The organism is Streptomyces sp. NPDC088812 (assembly GCF_044750285.1).
Lineage (GTDB): Bacteria > Actinomycetota > Actinomycetes > Streptomycetales > Streptomycetaceae > Streptomyces.
The window spans coordinates 48262-67747 of the sequence record NZ_JBIVJP010000028.1 but is presented as its reverse complement, the minus strand read 5'-3'; the positions used below and the strand labels follow the sequence as shown (position 1 = coordinate 67747).

Annotated in this window: 13 protein-coding genes and 4 pseudogenes; 4 read left to right on the top strand and 13 right to left on the bottom strand. The window is 73.8% G+C overall.

Translation table 11 applies throughout. The features are described 5' to 3' along the window. Positions 1-210 precede the first annotated feature (210 nt). The 3 genes and pseudogenes from ACIP67_RS37500 to ACIP67_RS37490 form a co-directional block, all read right to left on the bottom strand. Complete coding sequence (locus ACIP67_RS37500; protein WP_401697972.1) at positions 211-600, bottom strand: cold-shock protein; 390 nt, start codon at positions 598-600, stop codon at positions 211-213. 88 nt (positions 601-688) lie between these two features. Then, a pseudogene (locus ACIP67_RS37495) lies at positions 689-1039 on the bottom strand (LysR substrate-binding domain-containing protein); the annotation flags it as partial. A gap of 299 nt (positions 1040-1338) precedes the next feature. Then, complete coding sequence (locus tag ACIP67_RS37490) at positions 1339-1761, bottom strand: DUF5997 family protein (protein WP_401697971.1); 423 nt, start codon at positions 1759-1761, stop codon at positions 1339-1341. 58 nt (positions 1762-1819) lie between these two features. Here ACIP67_RS37490 and ACIP67_RS37485 point away from each other — a divergent pair, with 58 nt between their 5' ends. Further along, positions 1820-2644: a LysR family substrate-binding domain-containing protein gene (locus ACIP67_RS37485; RefSeq protein WP_401697969.1), complete on the top strand. Its 825-nt coding sequence runs from the start codon at positions 1820-1822 to the stop codon at positions 2642-2644. Positions 2645-2737: 93 nt separating this feature from the next. Here the strand turns inward: ACIP67_RS37485 and ACIP67_RS37480 are convergent, their stop codons facing one another. Next, complete coding sequence (locus ACIP67_RS37480) at positions 2738-5542, bottom strand: beta-L-arabinofuranosidase domain-containing protein (protein ID WP_401697968.1); 2805 nt, start codon at positions 5540-5542, stop codon at positions 2738-2740. A gap of 166 nt (positions 5543-5708) precedes the next feature. After that, positions 5709-6188 carry an Lrp/AsnC family transcriptional regulator gene (locus ACIP67_RS37475; RefSeq protein ID WP_401697967.1) on the bottom strand — a complete coding sequence of 160 codons (480 nt, stop codon included), beginning with the start codon at positions 6186-6188 and terminating at the stop codon, positions 5709-5711. A 196-nt stretch (positions 6189-6384) separates the two neighbouring features. Between ACIP67_RS37475 and ACIP67_RS37470 the strand changes: the two are divergent. Further along, a pseudogene (locus ACIP67_RS37470) lies at positions 6385-7371 on the top strand (FUSC family protein); the annotation flags it as partial. A gap of 576 nt (positions 7372-7947) precedes the next feature. Here ACIP67_RS37470 and ACIP67_RS37465 read toward each other — a convergent pair. Next, positions 7948-8187, bottom strand: a pseudogene (locus ACIP67_RS37465) (hypothetical protein); the annotation flags it as partial. A gap of 257 nt (positions 8188-8444) precedes the next feature. On the opposite strand from ACIP67_RS37465, the gene ACIP67_RS37460 reads away from it, so the two are divergent. Then, positions 8445-9485, top strand: coding sequence for a lactonase family protein (locus tag ACIP67_RS37460; RefSeq protein ID WP_401697965.1), 1041 nt, complete (start codon positions 8445-8447; stop codon positions 9483-9485). A gap of 339 nt (positions 9486-9824) precedes the next feature. Here the strand turns inward: ACIP67_RS37460 and ACIP67_RS37455 are convergent, their stop codons facing one another. From ACIP67_RS37455 to ACIP67_RS37435, 5 genes are all read right to left on the bottom strand, one after another. After that, on the bottom strand, positions 9825-10748 hold the full coding sequence (locus tag ACIP67_RS37455) for a sirohydrochlorin chelatase (protein WP_401697963.1): 924 nt from the start codon (positions 10746-10748) through the stop codon (positions 9825-9827). 158 nt (positions 10749-10906) lie between these two features. Further along, a complete protein-coding gene (locus ACIP67_RS37450) occupies positions 10907-11899 on the bottom strand; it encodes an N-acetylglucosamine kinase (protein ID WP_401697962.1) in 993 nt (330 codons plus the stop codon). Beyond that, complete coding sequence (locus ACIP67_RS37445; RefSeq protein WP_401697960.1) at positions 11896-12573, bottom strand: uracil-DNA glycosylase; 678 nt, start codon at positions 12571-12573, stop codon at positions 11896-11898. Before ACIP67_RS37445 ends, ACIP67_RS37450 begins: the two co-directional genes overlap by 4 nt. A gap of 82 nt (positions 12574-12655) precedes the next feature. Continuing rightward, positions 12656-13741: a WD40/YVTN/BNR-like repeat-containing protein gene (locus ACIP67_RS37440; RefSeq protein ID WP_401697958.1), complete on the bottom strand. Its 1086-nt coding sequence runs from the start codon at positions 13739-13741 to the stop codon at positions 12656-12658. Positions 13742-13995: 254 nt separating this feature from the next. Continuing rightward, entirely contained in the window at positions 13996-15681 is a 1686-nt protein-coding gene (locus ACIP67_RS37435) for an acyl-CoA dehydrogenase family protein (protein WP_401697956.1), read from the bottom strand. Positions 15682-15728: 47 nt separating this feature from the next. Between ACIP67_RS37435 and ACIP67_RS37430 the strand changes: the two genes are divergently transcribed. After that, the gene (locus tag ACIP67_RS37430; protein ID WP_401697955.1) at positions 15729-16682 is read left to right on the top strand and encodes a PaaX family transcriptional regulator C-terminal domain-containing protein; all 954 of its coding nucleotides are present in this window, start codon (positions 15729-15731) and stop codon (positions 16680-16682) included. 93 nt (positions 16683-16775) lie between these two features. Here ACIP67_RS37430 and ACIP67_RS37425 read toward each other — a convergent pair. Both ACIP67_RS37425 and ACIP67_RS37420 read right to left on the bottom strand, forming a co-directional pair. Beyond that, positions 16776-17450: pseudogene (locus tag ACIP67_RS37425) on the bottom strand (solute carrier family 23 protein); the annotation flags it as partial. Further along, positions 17435-19414: a recombinase family protein gene (locus ACIP67_RS37420; protein ID WP_401697954.1), complete on the bottom strand. Its 1980-nt coding sequence runs from the start codon at positions 19412-19414 to the stop codon at positions 17435-17437. The pseudogene ACIP67_RS37425 and the gene ACIP67_RS37420, both read right to left, overlap by 16 nt. Between the last annotated feature and the right edge of the window lie 72 nt (positions 19415-19486).

The following is a 19486-nucleotide window of genomic DNA, read 5'->3' as shown; positions in this document are numbered from 1 at the left end:
ACCGAGGCGATCGACAGGCGGGCGGCCCGATGCCGACGCCGACGCCCGCCCGGGACACCGACGCTCCGGCACACTCCGGGGTCGCCCGCACCTCCCGCGGCCGGCATCCGGTCGCACGGGTGGGACGGCGGGCACACCGACCGTGTCCGCCCCGGCTCCACCGGGGCCGACGCGACACGGAACGTCCGGCCGGCAGCCCGGCCGGGGCGCTCAGCCCTCGACCCAGCCGTGATTCTTCGCGAACTGGGCCAGCGAGCCGCGGACCTGGAGGATCTGCTCGGCGGTGAGCGAGGGCGCAGCCGTCAGCAGGGCCTCGGTGACGTCCCGGGTGAACTCCTCCGTGCTGAGCACATCGCACAGGACGTCGTCGTCGGCCGCCAGCGGCTTGCCGTCCGCGCCCCGCGCCAGCCGGACCCCGGACGCCTTCGGCCCGCGCTCTCCGTCCTCGATCTCGAACTCCACGACGATGCCCCGCCGCACCTGCGACTCGGGCATCAGCATGTCGTTCACGTGCAGGAAGACGTCCTCGCCGCCGTCGTCGGGCGCGATGAACCCGTAACCACGCTGGCTGTCGAAGCGCACCACACGACCAGCAACCATCCCGACCCCCAACAACCTCGAAACACCCACGTCGGTGAACCTGACCAGATCGTAGTCATCCCGACGGCCCCCGAGCGACTCCCGGGGCTCACTGCGCACGGTACAGCGCCGTGAGCAGCTCCATCCCGGCCTGGGTCGCCGGACGGGGATCGTCGCGCCGCCACGCCAGGCGCACGGCGACCGGTTCGGCGTCGCGGACGGGAGGGTGGATGATCCCGGGCCGTGGGTACCGGTTCGCGGCCGACTCGGCGGTCATGCCGACGCCGGGGCCGGTGGCGATCACGGTGAGCCAGTCGTCGACGTCGTGGGTCTCCTCGGTGGCCGGCCACGCGTCGGCAGGCCACAGTGCAGGGGTGGTGGCGCCGGTGCGGCGGTCGATCAGCAGCGTCCGTCCACCGAGGTCGGCCGGCCGCACGGACCGCCGCCGGGCCAGCGGCTCGCCGGGGTGGCCGTCATGGTCGGCAGTGGGCTGTCCCACCAGACCGGCGCGGCGATCCGCTCCCTCGCCTTCCCCGTGTTCGGCCCCGTGGGCGTCGTGGCGGTACGCCAGTACGTCGCCGCACTCGCCCTGCCGGCCGTCGGCCGCCCTCGCCTGCGGGCGCTCACCCGGCACCAGTGGGGGCCGGTCCTGCTGCTCGCCCTGGTGTTCGGGACGATGAACCTCTCCCGCGGCCGGGAACCGTCGGCCGCGAGCCGTGCCCGCGAGCCGTGCCCGCGAGCCGTCGGCCGGGTTCCGGGTCAGCGCTCCGTGCGCGCGGCCTGCTCCGCCTTCTCGGCCTGCTCCGCCTTCTCGGCCTTGCGCTGCTTGAGGCGGACCGCCTCCTTGCGGACCTCCGCCTGGGTGGCGCGTTCCTTCGCCAGCCACTCGGGACCGGCGGTCTTGAGGGCCTCGATCTGCTCGGTGGTCAGCGCCTCGGTGACGCCGCCCCGGGCCAGTCCCGCGATCGACACGCCCAGCTTCGCCGCCACGACCGGGCGGGGGTGCGGACCGCTCTCCCGCAGCGCGCGCAGCCACTCCGGCGGGTTCGCCTGGAGTTCGTTGAACTCGGCGCGCGAGACGACACCCTCCTGGAACTCGGCGGGGGTGGCGGGGAGGTACACACCCAGCTTCTTCGCCGCGGTCGCGGGCTTCATCGTCTGGGTGCTCTGGTGCGACTTCATGTCGTCCAGACTATCGGCCGCGGGCGGCGCCCCCGACCACAGCCGGTAGCCTGGCGGGATGACCGACTCGGCGGATTCCCCCTCGTTCCGGCTCGCGTACGTCCCCGGAGTGACGCCCGCCAAGTGGGTGCGGACCTGGGAGGAGCGCCTGCCCGACGTCCCCCTCACCCTCCTCCAGGTGACGGCGGCGGAGGTCTCCGGCGTGCTGCGCGACCGTGCCGCCGACGCCGGTTTCGTACGGCTCCCGGTGGACCGTACGGTGTTCAGCGCGATCCCCCTCTACACCGAGACGAGCGTCGTCGTGGTCCCCAAGGACCACCTGCTGACGGCGGCGGAGGAAGTCACCCTCGACGACCTCGCCGACGAGGTGGTTCTCCACCCCCTCGACGACGTCCTCGGCTGGGAGCGGCTGCCCGGCGAGCCCGCCTTCGAGCGCCCGGCCACCACGGCGGACGCGATCGAACTGGTCGCGGCGAACATCGGCGTCCTGGTCGTGCCCCAGTCGCTGGCCCGTCTGCACCACCGCCGCGACCTCACGTACCGCCCGGTCCTGGACGCCCCGCAGTCGAGCGTCGCGCTGTCCTGGCCCGAGGACGCGACCACCGACCTGGTCGAGGACTTCATCGGCATCGTCCGGGGCCGCACCGTCAACAGCACGCGCGGCCGGGCCCAGCAGACACCGGTGGAGCGCAGGGGCGAGCGGAGCGGCGACGGCAAGGGCGACCGCAAGCAGGAGCGGAAGGGCGAACGGCGGGCTCCGCAGTCCGGCGGTGGCGCCCCGCGCAAGGCCGCGGCGGGTGGAGGGACCCGCGGCCGCGCGGGCGGCGCCCAGGGCGGCGGCCGGCGCGGTACCGGCGGCGGCAGGCCGCGCCGCCGGTCGTAACGGCCCCGCACCGGGCGACGTCAGTCACGCATCCGCGATCCGGTCATCCCTCATCCCTCATCCGTCATCCGCGATCCGCGATCCGGTCATCCGTCATGGCACGAAGGTCGCGTTCCGCGCCGTGCTCACCACCGTCTCTCCGTCGGTCTGTCCGAGCAGCCCGTCGGCCACCCAGGCGTTCACCACGCTCCGCACCCGGGCCACCAGCGCTGCCTTGCCGTTGAACGGCGCCCCCGCCCACACCTCGTCGAGCAGGGTGGTGCCGTCCGCCTTGGCGGGGTTGGCCACGCCCGAGTCGCTGTTGCCGAAGACCACCCGGGGTTCGGCCCGGCGCACGTAGGCGTGGGTCGGATCCTCGGTGCCCTCGAAGAACGGGGCGAACTCGGTCCCGTCCAGCGTGTGGTGCAGCGGCTTCCCGTCCACGGGGGTCAGGGAGGGCAGCAGGTCGCCGGAGAGGGCCGCGTTGCGGTAGAGGCCGAACTCCAGGTAGGTGGTGGCGGCGTCGCGGGCGACGAGATGGACCGGGCCGTGGAACAGGGTCTGCAGGGACGGGTCGTCCGGGGCCTTCTCGACGCGCAGCCGGAACGGCGCCTCGACGCGGACGGTGTCCCCGTCGTGCCAGGTCCGGGACACGGTGAAATACGTCCCCGGGGTGGGGGTGCCGCCGGCCCTGCGGCCGTTGACCGTCACCCGGAACCCGGCGGTCGCCCAGGACGGCACGCGCAGCCGCAGCGCGAAGGACGCGGTACCGCCCCGGACGGTGAGCGTGGTGCCCTGCTCGCGGGGGAAGTCCGTGCTCTGCGTGACGGTGACACCCTTTTCCGCCCAGGTCAGGGTGGAGGGGCTGTACAGGTTGACGTAGAGGGCGCTGCCGTCGGCGGCCGCGAAGTAGACCGAGTCCTGGTACTTGGTGGCGCTCTCCATGCCGGTGCCCTCGCAGCAGGTGGTGCCCTGCTTGGGGGTGTAGTCCCGGACGTGCCCCGGCGTGAGGCCGATGAAGTACGTGACCAGCGGCTTCTCGGCGTCGGGGGTGTCCTGCTTGGAGCCGAGGACCTGGTTGAGCAGGGCCCGCTCGTAGTACTCCATGTACTTCGGGTCCTGCTCGTGGAGGAACAGCAGCCGGCTGAGTTTCAGCAGGTTGTACGCGCAGCAGGTCTCGGCGGTCGTGGCGCCGAGGGTGCCCGCGATGACGTCCCGCGCCTTCCAGAACTCGCCCGTGCTGGTGCCGCCGATGCCGTACATGCGGTGCGGTACGACCATGTCCCAGAAGTTCTTCGCGGCGGTGAGGTAGCGCTCCTCGCCCGTCGCGTCGTACAGCCGGACGTACCCGGTGAAGATCGGGATGTGCTGGTTGGCGTGCAGGCCGTCCAGGATGTCGGTGTTCGCGGCGCACGCGTCGATGAGCCGGTCGAGGTCGAACAGCTGGGCGAGCGCGAGGTGCTCGGCCTTGCCGGTGAGCGCGTGCAGATCGCAGATCGCCTCCACGATGCCGCCGAACTCGCCGCTGGAGAACAGGCCCCACATCCGCTGGAGCGTGGTCTCGGGGAGGGGCGACAGCCGGGAGTGCATCCAGTCGCCCAGTCCGGACGCCAGGTCGAGGGCGCGGGCGTCGTCGGTGGCGAGGTGGGCGTCCAGCAGGCCTCGCAGGATCTTGTGCGCGGTGTAGTAGGGCGCCCACACCCGCGTGTAGTCGCTGCCGGTCATCGACTCCAGTTCGATGAACTGCGTCTCCGGGTAGGCCGCGAGGAAACCGGGGTGGCTGGGACCGCCCCAGGTGCGGCGCAGGGTGGCGGTCAGGCCGTGCCCGGAGGTGTCCGCGAAGGTGGAGCCCGACGTCTCGTCGAAGGCGTACGAGGCGAGGTCGCCGGCGCCGCGGACGCTCTGCAGGCCGCCGATCTCCGCCGCGCCCAGGGCGCGCGACCAGACGTCGAAGCCGCCGAAGGCGCCCGCGAAGACGGGGTCGGCGGCGTAGTGGGAGCGGCCGAGCCAGTGGTGGGCGAGGGTGCCCAGGGCGGCCGGGGTGAGGGACATGGCCGTGTTCCGGGCCACCTCCGTGCCGTTGACGTACAGCGTCCCGGTGCTCCCCGCGAGGGTCACCGCCAGGTGGCTCCACTCGTCGAGGGGGAGCGGGGTGGTGCCGTCGAGGCCCTGCTCGGCGCCGGGTCCGCCGGTGGTGACGGCGAACCGGGGCACCCCGCCGGCGTTGCGCGTGGTCAGGTACAGATAGCGGGTCGTGTCGTCGCCGAAGTCGAGGACGCGGGCCCAGGCACTGGCGTGGGTGGGCTTCACCCAGGCGGCCAGGGTGATCTCGGACGCGCCGCCGAGGACGCCGGCGGGCAGGTCGACGTACTGGTAGGAGCCCCGGACGTTCTCCACGGCCGTACCGAACCTGCCGGTCACGCCCAGCACGGCCGGGTCGCGCCGCAGCGCCTCGCGCACCTCGGTCAGCGCGCCGACCACGGTCCCGATCCGGTCCGCGTACAGCTGGTCGCCGGTGCTCGCGTAGGCCTGGGACAACATGGTCAGGAAGTGGCCGGTGTAGTGGCCGCGCAGATTGCCGTTGGCCTCCCCGTCGAGCCCTTCCCAGCCGCCGGGGGCGACCGCTCCCAGCGTGGAGAGGCCCGCGTTCGCCCGGTACACCTGGAGCAGCCGGTGCACGTCGTAGCCGCGGGCGTGGTCCAGCATCAGCCGGCGCTTGTCGGCGAAGACGCCGGGGCCGAGGGAGACGCTGCCGAGGTCGAAGGGGAGCAGGGTCCAGGCGGCCGGGGGCGGCAGCACGGCCGTCGGGGCCGCGGTGGCCGCCGAGGCCGCCACGGAGGCTCCGCCGGCGATTCCGGGGACGGAGGCCGCGAGGACCGCGCTCTGCAGAAGGGTCCGTCTGGTGAGGGGCTGCGCCATGTACTGCTCCTCCGGAGGCAGAATGTTCGATATCACGGACAGTGTGCGAGTGATCGACCAGACGTTAGAGGCGGTGCGGAGGGGCGTCAACCGTGTGGACGGGATCGGCCGCTCCGGCGTGCGGTCGCCCTCCGGCGGCCGGACCGGCCGCCGGGCGTGCTCGGGGTCACTTTCCGGCCGTGGACCGGCCGATCGACTCCACCAGCGGCAGCAGGCGGTACGGCACCCGCTCGCGCAGGGCGACCTCGGTGCGGGTGCGGACCACGCCCGGGAGGCTGATGAGCTTCTGGATGACGTCCTCCAGGTGCGCGTTGTCCCGCGCCACCACCCGGGTGAGGAGGTCGCCGCCCCCGGTGATCGAGAACGCCTCGACGATCTCCGGCACGGCGGCCAGCGCGTCACCCACGTCGTCGAGGTGGCCCTGGGTGACCTCGATGTGCACGAACGCCAGCACCGGGTGGCCGAGCGCCGCGGGGGAGAGGGACGGGCCGGTACCGGTGACGACGCCCTCCCGCTCCAGCCGGTCGAGGCGGGCCTGGAGGGTGCCGCGGGCGATGCCCAGGACGCGGGCGTACTCGCGCGCGCTGGTGCGCGGCTGCTCCAGCAGCAGGCGCAGGATGCGGGTGTCCAGCTCGTCCACGGCCACGGGGTGCCCGGCCTCCTCGGTCTGCGTGCCTGCGATCTTCCCTCGACTGTACCGATGGCCCAGCGGTGCGCCTTGAGGGTGAGCCGTTCGATCCTGGTCCATTGGCATTCCGATGGCCTTGGCACTTCCTGAACCAATGGGCCATTGGCTCACCTTCTGAGCAGGCACTTGAGCCAGTGGTGGCCTGGATGCTGTCATGGGGACATCGATGGCGCTGCGGACCCCGCGGCGCCTTTTGCGTGCCGATGTCGCGGAGGGGCGGGACACAGTGCTGAAGAGGGTGTTCGTGGCTCCGGACCCGGGGCGGGCGCGGCTGCGCTTCGCCGCGCGGGCCGTCCTCGGTATCGGGTCGGCGGTCGTGGTGTGCGGCCTCGCCGGGCACTCCCTGGCCGGTGCCGTCACCGGCGGGCTCGCCGCGCTGCTCGCCCTGTTCACCGTCACCGACGCCACCATGCGCGGCCAGGCGGTCACCACCGCGCTGCTGCCCGCCGTCGGCCTGCCCGTGCTGGCGGCCGCGGCCCTGCTGCACGGCCACCCGGTGGCCCGCGACCTCACCTTCCTCGCCGTCGTCGGCGCGGGCGTGTACGCGCGCCGCTGGGGGCCCCGCGGGCACAGCCTCGGCGTGTTCGCGTTCATGATGTTCTTCGTCGCGCAGTTCCTGCACGCGACCGGCGGCCGGCTGCCCGAGCTGTGCGGGGCCGTCGTGCTGTCCGTGCTGAGCGCGGCGGCGGTGCGCTTCGGGGCCTGGTGCTACGAGCGCCGGCTGCCGCCCGTTCCCGTTCCCGTTCCCGTGCCGCCGGGCGGCCGAGGACTCGTCCGCGTCACCACCCGGCAGGCGGTCCAGGCCACGGCGGGCGCCGGCTTCGCCCTCGTCGTGGGCCAGCTGGTGTCGGGCCAGCGCTGGTACTGGGCCGTCGGTGCCACCTGGTGGGTCTTCGTCAACACCACCTCGCGCGGCGAGACCCTGGTGCGCGGCTTCCGCCGGGTCCTCGGCACGGTCCTCGGCATCGGACTCGGACTGCTCGTCGCCGTCCCCGTGAACGGCGCCGGCGTACCCACGGCCGCCCTGGCCGCCGTCAGCGTCTTCGGCATCTTCTACACCGCCGCCGTCTCCTACACCTGGATGATGCTCTGGGTGACCCTGCTCGCCGAGCTGCTCTACGGACTCCTCGGCGTCCTCGACCCCGCCCTGCTGGCGCTGCGGGCCGTGGAGACCGGCGTGGGGGCCCTCGGTGCCGTCCTGGCCGTCCTGCTCGTGCTCCCCGTCACCACCCACACCGTCACCGACGGCTGGATCCGGCGTGCCCTGCGCTGTGTCCACACCTGCACCGCGGAGGCCGCGGCACGCCTCGCCGGCGACCCGGAGGCCGACCCCGCCGCACGGGTCGCCGAACTCGAACAGCTCCTCGGCCGGGTACGGCTCTCCGTCGCCCCGCTCGTCCACCCGCTGAACCCCGTCCTCGTCCGCAAGCGGCGCGCCCGCCGGGTCCTGGCCCTGCTCGACGACTGCGCCCGCGAGATCCGCGGCCTGGCCGCGGTCGCCGCCGACCCCGAAGCCTCCCACGACGTCCGCCTCGCCGCCGCCTGCCGGCGCGTGCAGGGCGCTGTGGAGGCGCTGACCGTGGGCGGACCGGAGCGGGCCGTCCGCGCGCAGTGCCCGCAGCCGAACCCCGAGCGCACGCGGACCACCCCGTACGCCCACCGTCCGCCGATGCTCCTGGCCGACCGTCTGCCGGTGCTCTTGGCCGACCGTCTGCCGGTGCTCTTGGCCGACCGTCTGCCGGTGCTCTTGGCCGACCGTCTGCCGGTGCCGTACGCCGACCGTCTGCCGGTGCCGTGCGCCGACCGTCCGCCGATGCTGTGGGCTGATCGCCCGCCGGTGACGCCCTTGGCCGACCGCCCGCCGACGTGGTCCGCCGACCGCCTCCCGCCGCTCGGCGATGCGTCCGCCCTCACGCACCTGGACGGTCTGGAGCGGGCCTTGGCGGAGCTGGCCCATCCCCTGCGGGCCAGGCGAGAGGCGCCGCTGGTCGGCGCGTGAGGCCGCGTCCCCCGCGACCGTCGCGGGGCCGAAGCCGGGCTCCGGCCGGATCCGTCGCCACGCCCGGACCACCGGTGCCCTCGGCGTGCCCCGTATCGAGCCCCCCGTCGCGGGCCTGCGGAAACACCCGTCCCGAGCCTCTCGTCTGGTCTAGACCGCGCGAGGCCGGCTGCTACCGTCACCCCGGGACGGCGGCGACACGAGAGGGGACAGCGGTGGCGGAGGTCGGCAGACGGCCCGGGCGGGCGTTCATCGGTTCGTTCACCGCGGCCGGCGGGCCGGGGATCGTGGTGGCGGCCGTTGATCCGGACAGCGGTGCGCTGACCGTCCTGAGCAGGGCGAACGGCATTCCCGACCCCTCGTACCTGGCCCTGTCGCCGACCGGCGGCACGCTGTACGCGGTGAGCGAGACCGCCGAGGGCGCGGTGGTGGCGTACGGCGTGACCGGGGACGTCCCCGAGCGGGCGGGGGCGCCCGTGCCGGTCGACGGCAACGGCCCCACGCACCTCAGCGTCTTCGACGGCCACGTCCTGACCGCCAACTACGGGTCCGGCAGCGTCACCGCCGTGCCGGTCCGGGCGGACGGCACCCTGGCGCGGGCCGCCTCCGGTGTCCTGCGGCACAGCGGCTCCGGGCCGCACACGAAGCGTCAGCAGGGACCGCACGCCCACCAGGTCCAGCCGGACCCGACGGGGCGCTGGGCGGTCAGCGTGGACCTCGGGACGGACTCGGTACGGGTGTGCGACCTGCGCGACGGCAGCCCCCTGCTGCACCGGGAGGTCGCCCTGCGCCCGGGCTCCGGCCCGCGTCACCTGGTCTTCCACCCGGGCGGCTCGTACGCGTACGTCGTCAACGAACTCACGCCGAGCGTCACCGCCTGCCGCTGGGACGCCCCGGACGGTTCGCTGAAGCCGCTGGTGGAGGTCCCCGTGCTGCCCGACGCGCCCGCCGGGGACGCCTACCCCTCGGGCATCGCCGTCTCGCCCGACGGCCGGTTCGTGTGGACGGCCACCCGCGGCGAGGACGTGCTGTCCGTGTTCGCCGTGGAGGGCGAGGGGGAGGCGCTGCGGCTGGTCGGCACCGTGCCGTGCGGGGGCCACTGGCCGCGCGCGCTCGCCGTCTCCGCGGGATTCCTCTACGTCGCCAACGAACGCTCCGGCGACGTCACCTGGTTCGCCCTCGACCCGTCCACGGGTCTGCCCCGCCGGGCCGGCTCGATCGAGGTGGCGGCGGCCTCCTGCGTGGTGCTCGGCTGACCGGCGCCCGCTCACCCGCCCGACCGTGCGCATTGGGCGTCTCGGGCGCCTCGGACGCGCCGCATACAGCGGATCACCGGCCGCCCCGCACGACGAAGGGCCCGCTCCTCACCCGGAGCGGGCCCTTTCGGCGTTCTGCGAAGTTCTGCAACCATCTGCAACGTTCTGCCGCGACGAACCGCGACGTGCCGCGACGAACCGCGACGTGCCGCGACGAACCGCGACGTGCCGCGACGTGCCGCGACGTGCCGCGACGTGCCGCGACGTGCCGCGACGTGCCGCGACGAACCGCGACGTGCGGTGGGCCCGTACGCGCGAGCGCACGGGCCGGCGGAGCGGTCAGCGGACCGGCGTCCCCTGCGGCTGCTGGGGGGCGATGCCCAGGGCCGTCGTGTACTTGGCCAGGGCGAGCTTGCCGATGGCCGGGTACGGGCCGAGGGCCTCGGCGGCGGGGCAGCCCGCTTCCTTGGCCGCCTCCTCGATGAGCGAGGCGTCGATCTCCGGGCCGATCAGGTACGGCGCCAGGGCCAGCTGCTGCGAGCCGGACGTACGCAGCTGCTCGGCGACGGAGGCGATCGAGCCCTCCTGGTCGAGGGCCGCGGCCATCACCGGCACGGCGAGGCGCGCGGCGAGCAGCATGCCCGTGATGCCGGCGGCCTGCACGGCCTCGTCGCCGCCCACGGAGGCCAGGATGATGCCGTCCGCGGCGGTGGCCACCGTGAACAGGCGGGCGCGGTCCGCGCGGGCCAAGCCCGCCTCGGACAGGCGCACGTGCAGCGCCTCGGCGAGGAGGGGGTGCGGGCCGAGGGCGTCGGTCAGGTCGGCGGCGACCCGGCTGTCCATGACGGCCTGGCGGACCTGGCGCAGCAGTGCGCTGTCCGGCCCGGCCAGCAGCGGCACGACGACCGCGACGGGGCCGTCCGGCTCCTTGACGTCCAGCCCGGCGGCGCGGGCCTGCTCGTAGCGGGCGGTGCGCTCCTCACCGGCGTACGCCAGCACCGACTGGAGGCTGGCGAAGTCGCTGTCGTCCCCGTCGAGGTACCCGATGCGCGCGTCGAGGCCGGGAAGCTCCGAGCGGGCGATGCTCACGATCTCCTCGGCGAGGCCGCGGGTGGCGGCGCTCGGCGTGCCCGGCACGGCGAGGACGAGCGCGGGCGCGCCCTCGGGAGCCGCCAGGGGCTCGGGTCGGCGGTGCCGCCCGGGCTGGCGGGGGCGCGGCATTCGTACAGGCAGGCCGGACGCGGGCCCAGTGGGGGAGCTCATGGCGCCGCATGTTACTGGCTTCCTGGGCTCCCCTGTTCGGGGAGGGTGCAGGTGAGCGGTATCCGTCCGCTTTTGTCTGATGAGTTACGTACGGATCAGAAGTGATCAGCGTGTTTTCCGGGCGACTTGCCCGCGGAGGGGTCAATCCCCCTTTCGTGTCATGGCGTGCGGTTCACCACGTACAGCACGGTCTCGTCGTCCGGCAGGGTGAGCACGCCTGCCGCCAGGTCGGTGGCGATCCGGATCGCGCCGTCCAGCGGATCGCCGGCGGCCGTTGTCCGCCGCGCGTGCGGCAGCCGCCGTGCCAGTTCCTCCTCCACAGGGGCGAGGAGGGCGTCGCCCAGCCGGAACAGGCCGCCGGTGAGGGCCACTCGGGGCTCCCCGCCGGTCGGGCAGACGGCGGCGGCCGCGTCGGCCATGTGCCGGGCGGCCGTCCGCAGGATGCCGGCCGCGACCGGGTCGCCCGGTGCGCACGCGGCGACCTGCGGCGCGAACGAGGCGAGGACGGCCGGCCGGTCGGGGCGCGGGTAGAGCCGGCCGGGCAGGCCGGGCATCGGTCCGAACCGCTCCTCGGCGCGGGTGAGGAGCGGCACGGAGCCGCCGGGCCGGCCGTCGTGGGCGCGCAGGGCGGCCTCCAGCCCGGCCCGCCCGATCCAGGCTCCGCCGCCGCAGTCGCCCAGCAGATGGCCCCAGCCGTCGGCCCGGTGCCACGCCGTCAGATCCGTGCCGAGGGCGATCAGGCCGGTGCCGGCCGCGACCACGGCCCCGGGCCGGCACCCGAGGGCACCGACGTAGGCGGTGACGGCGTCGGAGGCGAGGGCGACGCCGCGCACGCCGAACTCCCGGGCGAGCGCGGCCGGGAGTTCGGCGCGCAGTGCCTCGCCCAGGGTGCCGAACCCGGCGGCGCCGACGGCCACGGCGACGGGAGGCTCGACGCCGGTCTCCGCCGTCAAGGCCCGGACCATGGGCGTCAACTGCTCCATCAGATGTGCCGGGTCGATGCCCCGCGCGCCGGTGCGCACCGGTACCCGGGAGGAGCGGCGCGCCGGCGCGCCGTGTCCGGCGGTGCTGAGTGCGACCCGCAGCCCGGAGCCGCCCGAGTCCACGGCGAGGACGCCGGGGGACGGCCGCGGGCCGGCGGGGTCGGTCACGGCAGGCGCCAGTCGACGGGTTGACCCCCCTGACGGATCAGCAGGTCGTTGGCGCGGCTGAAGGGGCGCGAGCCGAAGAAGCCCCGGTCCGCGGACATGGGGGACGGGTGTGCCGACTCCACCGCGGGCAGGTCGCCGAGCAGCGGGCGCAGATTGCGGGCGTCGCGGCCCCACAGGACGGACACCAGCGGCTTGCCGCGCGCGGCCAGTGCCCGGATCGCCTGCTCGGTGACCTCCTCCCAGCCCTTGCCGCGGTGCGCGGCCGGCTTGCGCGGGGCCGTGGTGAGCGCCCTGTTGAGCAGCAGCACACCCTGCCGGGTCCAGGGCGTCAGGTCGCCGTCGGACGGCTGGGGCAGGCCCAGGTCGGTGGTCAGCTCCCGGTAGATGTTGATCAGGCTGCCGGGCAGCGGCCGCACGTCCGGCGCGACCGAGAACGACAGGCCCACCGCGTGTCCCGGCGTCGGGTAGGGGTCCTGCCCGACGATCAGGACGCGGACCTCGTCGAAGGGCTGCTGGAAGGCGCGCAGGACGTTCGGCCCGGCGGGGAGGTAGGTGCGTCCCGCGGCTATCTCCGCGCGCAGGAAGTCGCCCATTTCGGCGATCCGTCCCGCCACGGGTTCCAGGGCCTTCGCCCAGCCCGGTTCGACGATCTCATGCAAAGGTCGTGGTGCCACGGGCGTCACCCTACTGCCGTACGCGGGGCGGCGATCAACCGGTGGCCAAGGCCGGGCGGCCGGCTCACGGCGCCGGCCGGGCTCACCCGACCACCGCGGCGCGCACGCACAGCACGTCGGGCAGGTGGGAGGCCAACTGCCGCCAGGTGTCGCCGTCGTCGGCCGACGCGAACACCTCGCCGTTGCGATTGCCGAAGTAGACGCCCGCCGGGTCCGCGTCGTCCGTGCAGAGCGCGTCGCGCAGCACGGTGCCGTAGTGGTCCTCCTGCGGCAGTCCCGCCGACAGCGGCTCCCAGCTCCTGCCCGCGTCCGCCGTACGGAAGACCCGGCAGCGGTGGCCGGCGGGCACCCGGTCCGCGTCGGCGTTGATCGGGAAGACGTACGCCGTGTCGCCCCGGCGGGGGTGTGCGGCGGCGGCGAATCCGAAGGTGGAGGGCAGTCCCTCGCCGATGTCGGTCCAGTGCGCGCCCGCGTCGTCGCTGCGGTACACGCCCCAGTGGTTCTGCAGGTACAGGCGGTCGGGGGTGACCGCGTCCCGCGCGACCTTGTGCACGCACTGCCCGAACTCGGGGTTGGGGTCCGGCAGGAACACCGCGGAGACACCGGAGTTGGACGGTGTCCAGCTCGCGCCGCCGTCGGTGGTGCGGAATACGCCCGCCGTCGACACCGCCACCGTCACCGCCTTCGGGTCGCGCCGGTCGGTGAGCACCGTGTGCAGCCCCTCACCGCCGCCGCCCGGCACCCACCGGGACCTCGTCGGGTGCTCCCACAGAGGGCGGACCAGCTCGAAGCTCTCCCCGCGGTCCTCGGAGCGGTACAGCGCGGCCGGTTCCGTGCCCGCGTACACCACGTCCGGCTCGGCGGCCGCCGGGTGCAGCTGCCACACCCGCTCCAGCGAGGCCTCGGTGTCCGGCGGGAACTTCACGGCCGGCCGTGCCGGTTCGGTCCAGGTCCGGCCGAGGTCGTCGGAGTGGAACACCGACGGGCCCCAGTGGGCGCTGTCACCACCGGCGAGGAGCCGCGGCCGGTCACCGCGGGTGTCGATGGCCACCGAGTAGATCGCCTGCGCGTTGAAACAGGGGGATGGGTCGAACTCCCATGTGCCCGCGCGCCCGCGCCCGATGAACAGGCCCTTGCGCGTGCCCACGGCGAGCAGTACCTCGGTCATGCCGGTCACCTCCGCTGTGCTCGGCCGGGACGGCGCTGTCCCAGCCACCGGCCAGTCTGCACCCCGCCACTGACAGTCACCTCCGGAAGCGGCGTCGCCGCAGGTCACATCGGCGGTGGCGGCCCCCGGGGGGCGTCACCCGCCGGAGAGTACGCGGCGCCGCTTCGACGAGGAGGCCCCCTCGAGGGGCGCACTGAGGAGACCCCCTCGAGGGGCGCACTCGCCGATCGGCGAGCCCAGGTCGGACGGCCTGGTCAGAGACCGCCCGGCAGCGCCCGTTCCAGGATGCCGTCGAGGTCCGCGCCGTCGGGGAGTGTGCCGAAGGCGTATCCCCAGTCGCCGCCGAGCCGGGTGGCGCAGAAGGCGTCGGCGACCGCGGCCGGGGCGTGCCGGACCAGGAGGGAGGCCTGGAGGACCAGGGCCATCTGCTCCACCAGGCGGCGGGCTCCGGCCTGCGTCGCCTCCCCGAGCCGGGACCTGAGCCGGGTGACCGCCGCGTCCAGCCGGGCATCGGCCCCTCGCGCCAGGGAGAGCTCGTCGAACAGGGCCTCCGCGGTGGCCGGCTCCCGGGTCAGCGCCCGCAGCACGTCGAGGGCGTTGACGTTGCCGGAGCCCTCCCAGATCGACAGCAGGGGGGCCTCGCGGTAGTGCCGGGGCATGCCGGACTCCTCCACGTAGCCGTTGCCGCCGAGGCACTCCAGGGCCTCCGCGGTGAAGGCCGGGCCCCGCTTGGTCACCCAGTACTTGCCGACGGCGGTCGCGATCCGCCGGAACGCCCGCTCGCCCCCGTCGCCGCGCACCGCCCGGTCGGCCGCCCCGGCCAGCCGCAGCGTGAGCGTGGTGGCGGCCTCGGACTCCAGCGCGAGGTCCGCCAGCACGTTGCGCATCAGCGGCTGGTCCAGCAGCCGCGCGCCGAACGCGCTGCGGTGGCGTACGTGGTGCCCCGCCTCGACGAGCGTCCTGCGCATCAGCGCCGCCGACATCATCACGCAGTCCAGGCGGGTGCAGTTCACCATCTCGATGATGGTCTTCACCCCCTCGCCCTCGGGCCCGACCAGCCAGGCCACCGTGCCGTCGAACTCGGGCTCGGAGGAGGCGTTGGAGCGGTTGCCCAGCTTGTCCTTCAGCCGTTGGACGCGGAACGGGTTGCGGGTGCCGTCGGGCAGGACGCGCGGCACCAGGAAGCACGACAGGCCCCCCGCCCCGCCGCGCGGGGACACCTGGGCCAGCACCAGGAAGACGTCGCACATCGGTGCCGAGGTGAACCACTTGTGCCCGCGCAGGGTGTACACGCCGGGCTCGGCGGTCGGCGTGGCGGTCGTGGTGTTGGTCCGGACGTCCGAACCGCCCTGCTTCTCGGTCATCCCCATGCCCGCCAGCAGCCCGCGCTTGCCGGTCGGCACCCGCAGCCCCGGGTCGTACTCCCGGCCGGTGAGCAGGGGCTCGTACACCGCGGCGAGCTCGGGCCGGCGGCGCAGGACGGGGACGGCCGCGTACGTCATGGAGGTGGGGCAGCCGTGACCCGCCTCGGTGTGGCCCCAGACCAGGCCGCCGGCCGTCCGGGCGACATGGGCGCCGGGCCGGCCGTCCGCCCAGGGCGCCCCGGCCAGACCCTCGGCCACCGCGACCCGCAGGAGCGCGTGCCAGCTCGGGTGGAAGTCGACCTCGTCGACGCGGTGGCCGTACCGGTCGTGCGTGCGCAGCACCGGTTCGTGCCGGTTGGCCAGCTCGGCCCACTCCTGCGCCTCGGAACCACCGGCCCGCAGCCCGAGCCGCCGGACGTCCGCCTCCGCCCAGCCGGCGCCCTCGCGCCGCAGCCCCTCCAGCAGGGCGGCGTCCTCGGAGGCGTCGTACGGGGTGAGCGGCGGGGGCTGGTTGGTGACGTCGTGCGTGGTGTGGGCCGGGACCGGTGACTGCGGCTGCGCGACGGTGAGCGTCATGCCGCTATGTTGCATGCTTTCCGCGACCGCAGCAATAGTGCAACATCGTGGCGGACGTACAGTACGTCGTCATGCGCGCGAACGTGTCGGCCGAGGCCGGTGAGGTGGAGCTGCGGCCGCTGTCGGCCCGCTCGGTGGTCCTGAGCCTGCTGCTCGGCACCCACCCGTCGGAGCTGCCGGTGAAGGACCTCGTCCGGCTGGTGGAGCCGTTCGGTGTCGGCGGCTCCACCCTGCGGGCGGCTCTCAGCCGGATGGCGGCCGCCGGTGACCTGCGGCGTGCCGGTGCCGTCTACGGTCTCAGCGACCGCCTGCTGGAGCGCCGGCGCCGGCAGGACGACGCCGTCCGTCCGGCGACCCGGCCCTGGGACGGCGACTGGGAGATGGCCGTGGTGACGGTGACCGGCCGCGGTCCCGCCGAACGCGCCGAGCTCCGTGCCGCGCTGACCCGGCTCCGCCTCGCCGAACTGCGCGAGGGGGTGTGGCTGCGCCCCGCCACACTGCTCCGCCCCTGGCCGGACGGGCTCTCCGGCGTCGTCCGGTGCTTCACCGCCCGCCCCGAGACGCCGACCGGAGCGGAGCGGCAGGGCCGGGAACCGGGTCGGGGACAGGAACGGGAACCGGGTCGGGGACAGGAACGGGAACCGGGTCGGGGACAGGAACGGGAACCGGGTCGGGAACAGGGCCGGGAACCGGGTCGGGGACAGGAACGGGAGCCGGGTCGGGAACAGGGCCGGGTACAGGACCGGGAACTGGCCGCCACCCTGTGGCCGTTGGACGAGTGGGCCGGCACGGCCCGGGGCCTGCTCGCGCACATCGCGCGGGCCGAACGGCCCGCCGACCGCTTCACCGCCCACGCGGCCGCCGTACGGCACCTCCTCGCCGACCCCGTCCTGCCGCCCGAACTCCTGCCCGCCGACTGGCCGGGCGCCGCCCTGCGCGCCGCGTACACCGCCTACCGGCGGGAGCTGACGGAAGCGGTGCACGGGCGGACGCCCGTCTGACCGACCGCGCGCGGCCGAGGCAGGCCGGCAGGCCGCGCAAGAGCCCGCCGCCGACGGCGACGGGCTCTCCCGCAACTGCTCCGGACGGACGGCCTAGGCGACCTCCTCCCGGGACTTTCCGACGCCCGCGTCGGCGCCGCCGTCCGCCCGCGTAGCCGACGGCGCGTCCGTAGAGGTGTCCGTCGACGCGTCCGCCTCGGCGGCCGCCGGACCGCTCTTGCGGGGGAGGTGGTTGAAGAGCAGGTTCAGGACGATCGCGGTCACGCAGCCCGCGCTGATCCCGCTGTTCATCACCGTCTGGAACCAGTCGGGGAACTTCTCGTAGAGCGTCGGGACGCCGACCGGCAGGACGCCCATCGCCACCGACACGGCCACCACCGTCAGGTTGTGGTTGCCCCTGAAGTCGACCTCGGCCAGGGTGCGCAGCCCGCTCGCCGTGACCGTGCCGAACATGACCAGGCCCGCGCCGCCCAGGACGGGCGCCGGGATCGCCGCCACCACCGCGCCCAGCTTCGGCAGCAGACCGAGCAGGACGAGGATGCCGCCGGCCGCGGCGACCACCCAGCGGCTGCGCACCCGGGTCATGCCGACCAGACCCACGTTCTGCGCGTACGCCGTGTACGGGAAGGTGTTGAAGACACCGCCGAGGACGGTCGACAGACCGTCGGCGCGCAGGCCGTCCGCGAGGGAGCGCGGCTCCACCCTGCGGCCCGTCATCTCGCCGACCGCGATCAGGTCACCCGTCGTCTCGGTCATCGTCGCGAGTGCTCAACCGGGTCAAGATCCATAACGTTGCCTCCGTCGAGCAGGATGACCAGATTGGGGTCCAGCTCGCCCGTGACCTTCAGGGGTGGAAGCAACGAACGCTCGAAGCGTTCCGCCTGCTCGGAGAAGAGGGGCTCCATCATCTGCGCCCAGGCGCCGGACTCGATCCACTTCTTCACCCGGGCCCGGACCGAGAAGCCGGCCGGGAACCTGTCCGGCAGGGACTCCCATCCCGTGCCGGTGCGGAGCTTGTACAGCGTCGCTTCGACGACGTCGCGCGGGTCCAGCGTGTTCTTGCGGGCCTGGTACGGAGGAATCCTCTGGGCGACCTCCGCCCAGAGGTCGTCGGTCAGGTCCAGGACGCCGTACGCCTGCTCGGCGAACCAGCTTTCAATGAAGCAGGACCGCCCGCCCTGACGAACGGGCACGGGCCCGGCCACGGTGGCCTTGATGCCCATGAACTCGATGATGTCCGCCCGGCGCTCGGCCTTGATCAGCCTCAGGTTCTTCTTCGCCAGCTCGATCAAGGAGGCAATGTCAGCGGCCCTCGTGGCCGCCCTCTCGGCGTCGCCGAGCATCTGCCGGGCCAGGTCCCGCTCCTTCTCCTTGTCCTTGATCTGCTTACTGAGCGCCGCCATGGCGGCGCTCACCACGGCCTGCGGGATCTCGGTGCCGCCCGTCGTGAAGGCCAGGAGCCTTTGCGCCGAGTCGTTGGTCAGCTGCTCGATCTCCTTGTCGAGCACCTCCAGCCGGGCTTGATACTGCTCACGGTGGTCGGGGGTGTCCCCGATCCAGCGCTGGGCTAGCTCCTGCAACGTTCTCTCGTCCGACAGGTAGTCGGCCAGGCCCTCCCAGACGTAGTCCTCGACTTCGTCGGCGAGGATGATCGAGTCTCCGCAGCTCCCGCCCGAGCAGCGGTAGGCCCGCTTGCCCTCCTCCTTGAGGTGCTGCCCCACATAGTGGGACCCGCAGACGCCCACCAGGCGCGTCGAAAGGGCGTAGACCTGCCCCGTGACCGACTTGGGCCGGGAGCGGCGCTCCAGCGCCTTCCTGGCCTTCCTGACGCGCTCAATGGGCAGCGGCAGGGGGCAGGGGATCTCGACAGTCTGGCCATGGGCCGGCAGGCCGTCCCGCCCGAGGCGAGTGGCCCGCTTGCCTCGGGTCTTGTTGACCCTCTCGTCCGTGTTACGGAAGATCACCACGCCGTGCATGGCGGAGTTGAAGAACTTGACCTTGAGGTTCCCGCCGGTCCAGGTGGCGCCCGAACGGGTGCGGTAGTTGAGGGCATTCAGCGACGCGGCGGCTTCGTCCGCGCTCTTGCCCTCGTCCACGATCAACTCTGCGGCCTTCTCCAGGACGATGGCTTCGAAGGGGTCGACTTCGAGCGTCGAGAGGCCCTTCTTGCCCTGGTCCTTGATCCGCAAGCCGTAGGCCGGCTGGCCTCCGACCCAGCCCCCGTCCTCGGCCTTCTCTTGAAGGCCGTTCTGGGTGCGCTTGCGGATCTTGGCGATCTCCTTGAAGGCCTCGTTGGCCTTGTCGGCCATGCGGTTCTTGCCGTCGTCGGTCGTGTTGTCGATGTCCTCCTCGACGACCGCGACGGAGATGCCGAGATCCTCCAGCGTCCAGACCCAGTCCCAGTACACGCGGGCCTCGCGGCCGATGGCCCGGGTCTCGTAGACCACGACCACGTCAAAGGGGCGGGGTGTCTGGCGGGCCAGCTCCATCAGCTTCTGTGCGTCCGTGCGCTTCCGCCAGGGAAGCGTCCCCGATTCGCCTTCGTCCTTGAAGGTGCCGACGTGAGCCCAGCCCTTGCCGCTGATGTGCCGCGCTGTCTTCTTGCCGGTGTAGGCGATCCCGTAGCCCCTGGTCTGCTCCTCGGTCGAAACCCTGAGGTAGTCGACCGCCCGGAGCTGAGCCGTGATGGTCCGGCGCGCTACGTCGATGGCGCCCGTGAGAGCCTGTGTCATGTCAGTCCTTCCCAACTGGCCAGACTCCGGGGCATTCGCAGTGCCGTCGGGGTCACCCATGTGGCGGGCATC

Bases quoted from the DNA above. Each gene is read 5' to 3' on its own strand.
- ACIP67_RS37440 (WP_401697958.1), bottom strand. From the start codon at position 13,741: ATGACCGAGGTACTGCTCGCCGTGGGCACGCGCAAGGGCCTGTTCATC.
- ACIP67_RS37435 (WP_401697956.1), bottom strand. From the start codon at position 15,681: ATGACGCTCACCGTCGCGCAGCCGCAGTCACCGGTCCCGGCCCACACC.
- ACIP67_RS37500 (WP_401697972.1), bottom strand. From the start codon at position 600: ATGGTTGCTGGTCGTGTGGTGCGCTTCGACAGCCAGCGTGGTTACGGG.
- ACIP67_RS37480 (WP_401697968.1), bottom strand. From the start codon at position 5,542: ATGGCGCAGCCCCTCACCAGACGGACCCTTCTGCAGAGCGCGGTCCTC.
- ACIP67_RS37455 (WP_401697963.1), bottom strand. From the start codon at position 10,748: ATGAGCTCCCCCACTGGGCCCGCGTCCGGCCTGCCTGTACGAATGCCG.
- ACIP67_RS37490 (WP_401697971.1), bottom strand. From the start codon at position 1,761: ATGAAGTCGCACCAGAGCACCCAGACGATGAAGCCCGCGACCGCGGCG.
- ACIP67_RS37485 (WP_401697969.1), top strand. From the start codon at position 1,820: ATGACCGACTCGGCGGATTCCCCCTCGTTCCGGCTCGCGTACGTCCCC.
- ACIP67_RS37420 (WP_401697954.1), bottom strand. From the start codon at position 19,414: ATGACACAGGCTCTCACGGGCGCCATCGACGTAGCGCGCCGGACCATC.